The following is a 4,536-nucleotide window of genomic DNA, read 5'->3' on the forward strand; positions in this document are numbered from 1 at the left end:
ACGCCCGGTTACATTCCGAACCCGGAAGCTAAGCCTTTCAGCGCCGATGGTACTGCAGGGGGGACCCTGTGGGAGAGTAGGACGCCGCCGAACAACCCGCCCTTTTAGCTCAGTCGGCAGAGCGTCTCCATGGTAAGGAGAAGGTCAACGGTTCGATTCCGTTAAAGGGCTCAGAGAAAAGGCCCCCGCCAATAGGCGGGGGCCTTTTTTGCGTTTCCCCTTCAGTGTTCCCTGGATCCATGAGAAGGAGCCGGCCCCCAGGGGGACCGGCTCTTTCCGCTGTCAGGAGTGGTGCGGCTCCGGGATGCGGAGTGCCAGGATCGCCATGTCGTCGGATGCCGGCTCCTGGGCGAAGCGCTCCACCGCGCGCAGGACCCGTGAGGTGATGGCGCCGGCCGTCAGGCCCGTACAGGACCTGAGGACCTCGGTGAGGCCGTCGTCGCCCAGCATCCGGGTGCCTTCGCGGCGCTCGGTCACGCCGTCCGTGACGCAGAGCAGGACGTCACCCGGGTCCAGGGTGACCGTCTGCTCGTACAGCTCCAGGTCGTCCATGACACCGAGGAGCGGCTGCGGGTCGGCGGCCGGGCGGACCGTGCCGTCCTGGCTGAGCCGGAGCGGCAGCGGGTGGCCGGCGCAGACGACCTTCAGGACGGCCGAGCCGTCCTCCTGCGGGCGCAGCTCGCCGTACAGGAGGGTGAGGAAGCGGCTGCGGGCGCCCTCGTCGAGGATCGCCGCGTTCAGGCGCTCCAGGACGGCGGGGCCGCCGAAGCCCTCCCGGGCGAGGAGGCGCAGGGCGTGGCGGGCCAGGCCGGTGACCGCGGCGGCCTCCGGGCCCGTGCCGCAGACGTCGCCGATGGCGAAGCCGTACGAGCCGTCGCGGATGGGGAAGAGGTCGTAGAAGTCTCCGCCGACCTCGTTGCCCTCGCCGGCCGCGCGGTAGATGACGTCGACCTCGACTCCCGGGATGTCGGGGAGGCCGGGCGGCAGGAGGCTCCGCTGGAGCGAGCGGCTGATGGCCATGCGCTCGGAGTAGAGGCGGGCGTTGTCCAGGGCGAGGGCGGCCCGTCGGGACAGGTCCTCGGCGAGTTCCAGGATCTCCTGGCGGAAGTGGTCGTCGGTGGGCTTGCCCAGGGTGAGCATGCCGATGACGCGGTTGCGGGCGACGAGCGGGAGGACCACGGTCTCGCCGCCGACGGCGCCCGCGGTGGCGAGCGCGCTGTTGATACCGGAGGACACCGGGCTTCCGGGGCCGCCGAGTTCGCGCATGGAGGCGCTGAGCGCGGCGCGGTGGGCGGCGTCGCCGGGAGCGGTCCAGACGCGGGCGCCCGGGGTCGGTACCGGGTCCGGCGGATCGATGGAGGAGAGCAGTTCCTTCAGGCCGTCGATGAGGTCCTCGTCCTCGTGGAGGACGTAGGAGAGGTACGGGTCGGAGGCCTGGTCGGCGATCGTGTAGACGGCGCACCAGGTGGCCAGGGTGGGGACCGTCATCTGGGCCATGAGGGCCAGGGTCTGGTCGCGGTCGAGGGTGCCGGCCAGGAGGTCGGAGGCCTCGACGAGGAAGCTGAGGGAGCCGCGGCGGAGCCGTTCGAGTTCGCCGAGGCGCGCGGATTCCACGGCCAGGGCGATGCGGTCGGCGGCGAACTGGAGGCGCAGGGCCTCCTCGTTGGAGTAGCGGTTGGCGCCTTCGGCTGCGACGCCGAGGGAGCCGGTGAGGCGGCCCTCGACCTTCAGGGGGACCGTCACCACCGAGCGCATGCCGGTGCCTTCGAGGAGCGGTACGGCGCCGGGGACGGCGGCGAGGTCCTCGTGGACGGCGGGCATGCGGGCGGAGCCGTAGCGGCTGGCGCCGGTCTCGACGGGGACGCGGGCGAAGCGCTGGCGGGCGGAGGGCAGGCCCGTGGTGGCCCGTACCTCGAGTTCGGTCTCGTCGTCGGTGGCGAGGAGGAGGAAGGCGGAGTCGCCGTCGAGCATGTCGCGGGCGCGTTCCACCGTGCGCTGGAGGAGGCCGTCGAGGTCGTCAGGGGCGGGCGAGCCGATGAAGACCTCGAAGGGGTCGGTGGCGCCGCCGCGGTTGTCGGTGCCGGGCTCGGAGGCGGTGGGGCGCTGCGGGGTCTGGAGGACGGCGCGCTCGTACTCCCGTACGAGGAGGCAGACGGTGGAGGGTTCGCCCTGGGCGTCGCGGACGCGGAGGTGCGAGGCGTAGACGGGGATGACGCGGCCGTCTGCGCAGCGGATGCCGTAGCTGCCCTCCCAGCGGGAGAGGCGGAGGGCCTCGGCGAGACCGGTGCCGATGCCGGGCGTGTGGGGCCAGGCGGCGAGGTCGCCGAGGGGTTTGCCGGTGACCTGCTCGGAGCCGTACCCGAAGAGTTCCTCGGCGTCCTCGTTCCAGGCGGAGATGGCGCCGGAGCCGTCGATCTGGACGACGGCGACGCGGACCCGGCTGTCGGCGAGGGGGAGGAGCGGGTCGGGCAGGACGGGGCCTGCGGAGCGGGTGCCGACGGGGCGTTCGGGGAGGTCGAGGTGGAACCAGACGTGCTTGCGGGTGGGGCTGTAGTCGACGCCCCAGCGGGTGGCGAGGGCGGCGCAGAGCAGGAGGCCCCGGCCGTTCTCGCGGTCGGGGCTGCCCATGGTGCGGGCCTGCTGGAGGGGGATCTCGCGCTCGGGGTAGCGGTCGGCGACCTCGATGCGGACGCCGTCGTCGCCGCGGAGGCAGAGGACGTCGGCGGCGGTGCCGGCGTGGATCACGGCGTTGGTGACGAGTTCGCTGGTGAGGACGACGGCGTCGTCGACGACCTCGCCGTATCCCCAGCCCTGGAGGGTGTCCCTGACGAAGGCGCGGGCGGTCGCGACGGACCGCCCGACGGGTTCGAAGGTGGCAGCCGCCCGCGCGGTGATCACTGAACTCCCCATGTGCCGGTGCCCCCTGCTGACGCGCCCGTTCCCTGGCTCGGACATACAGGGTAGTGGGGTCGCTGACTCGGTGTTCAGGGGTATCCCCAGAGAGGGGCACCCCTGAACACCGAGGTGACGCATCTCGCGTCTCAGGTCGGCGCACGAGCTGCGATGGAGCTGCCGAACTGTTGTGACTCGGCTCGGCCCTGAGGCCCGCTTCTCGCCGGACGCAGCCCGGCGAAGGACAAGCCCTGCCCCTCGCCGTAACGAATCGTGAGGGTTGTGGGTTACGGTCGTGGGCCAGCTGTGGGGTGCGCCATGGTGGAACACTGGGGAAGCTCTCCCCGAGAACCCGAGCAGAACGGTCGACCCCTTCGGGAGGGACACGGTGGAGTCTGGCACGACGACGCGGCGCGGTGGCGGTTCGCGGCCGAAGGGCGGCGGCCGGTCCCGGGGCGGGGGCACGGTGCAGGTGGACGCGGCGGCGCTGCAGCGGTTGCTGGCCGCTCTGGTGTCGATGCGGGACGGGAACTTCCGCAAGCGGCTGACCGTGTCCGGGGACGGGGTGATGGCCGAGATCGCGGCCGTCTTCAACGAGGTCGCGGACCGGCAGTCGCATCTGACCGGGGAGTTCGCGCGGGTGCGCCGGGTGGTGGGCCGCGAGGGCAAGCTGTCGGAGCGGCTGGAGGCCGGGGCGGCGGAGGGTTCCTGGGCGGCGACGATCGAGGCGGCGAACGCGCTGGTCGACGAGCTGGCGCGGCCCGTGTCGGAGGTCGGCCGGGTGCTTTCGGCGGTGGCCGAGGGCGATCTGGGGCAGCGGATGGAGCTGCGCTCGGAGGGCGGCGACGGGTCGACGCGGCCGCTGCGCGGGGAGTTCCTGAAGGTCGCGCGGACCGTGAACAACCTGGTCGACCAGCTGTCGGTGTTCGCGGACGAGGTGACCCGGGTCGCCTTGGAGGTGGGCACGGAGGGCATCCTGGGCGGTCAGGCGCAGGTGCGTGGAATGTCCGGTTCGTGGAAGGACCTCACGGACTCGGTCAACACCATGGCGAACCGGCTGACGGCGCAGGTGCGGGACATCGCGCTGGTCACGACGGCGGTGGCCAACGGTGATCTGTCGCAGAAGGTCACGGCGAACGTGGCCGGCGAGATGCTGGAGCTGAAGAACACCGTCAACCGCATGGTGGACCAGCTGTCGTCGTTCTCGTCCGAGGTGACCCGCGTGGCCCGTGAGGTGGGCACGGAGGGCGAGCTGGGCGGTCAGGCCGAGGTGGCCGGGGTCGCCGGTGTGTGGAAGGACCTCACGGACTCCGTCAACACGATGGCGGGAAATCTCACCAATCAGGTGAGGGGTATCGCCGAGGTCACCACGGCGGTCGCCAACGGCGACCTGTCGCAGAAGGTGCGGGTGTCGGCGCGCGGCGAGATCGCCCAGCTCGCGGACACCATCAACCAGATGACGGAGACGCTGCGGACCTTCGCGGACGAGGTGACCCGTGTGTCCGGCGAGGTCGGCGCGCAGGGTCTGCTCGGCGGTCAGGCGCAGGTGCCGGGTGCGGCGGGTACGTGGAAGGACCTGACGGACTCGGTCAACACCGTCTTCCGGAACATCACCACGCAGGTGCGGGACATCGCGCAGGTGAC

General features: G+C 71.7%; 2 protein-coding genes, 1 tRNA gene and 1 rRNA gene. 3 read left to right on the top strand and 1 reads right to left on the bottom strand.

Going from position 1 to position 4,536, the window contains the following annotated elements; all coding sequences use genetic code 11:
- Positions 1-93, top strand: a 5S ribosomal RNA gene (gene rrf / locus ACFY8W_RS35455); the annotation flags it as partial.
- A gap of 5 nt (positions 94-98) precedes the next feature.
- Positions 99-171 (top strand) — tRNA-Thr (locus ACFY8W_RS35460).
- Between the two features lie 111 nt (positions 172-282).
- On the opposite strand, the gene ACFY8W_RS35465 is transcribed toward ACFY8W_RS35460, so the two are convergent.
- The gene (locus tag ACFY8W_RS35465) at positions 283-2,910 is read right to left on the bottom strand and encodes a SpoIIE family protein phosphatase (protein ID WP_391114655.1); all 2,628 of its coding nucleotides are present in this window, start codon (positions 2,908-2,910) and stop codon (positions 283-285) included.
- Positions 2,911-3,280: 370 nt separating this feature from the next.
- Between ACFY8W_RS35465 and ACFY8W_RS35470 the strand changes: the two genes are divergently transcribed.
- The coding region (locus tag ACFY8W_RS35470; RefSeq protein WP_385435742.1) for a HAMP domain-containing protein at positions 3,281-4,536 on the top strand (1,256 nt) is incomplete at its 3' end.

It is taken from the genome of Streptomyces sp. NPDC012637 (assembly GCF_042954805.1).
Taxonomy (GTDB): Bacteria; Actinomycetota; Actinomycetes; order Streptomycetales; family Streptomycetaceae; genus Streptomyces.

What these genes read in the sequence shown, in the direction of transcription:
- ACFY8W_RS35465 (WP_391114655.1), bottom strand. Translation starts at nt 2,910, where the DNA reads ATGGGGAGTTCAGTGATCACCGCGCGGGCGGCTGCCACCTTCGAACCC.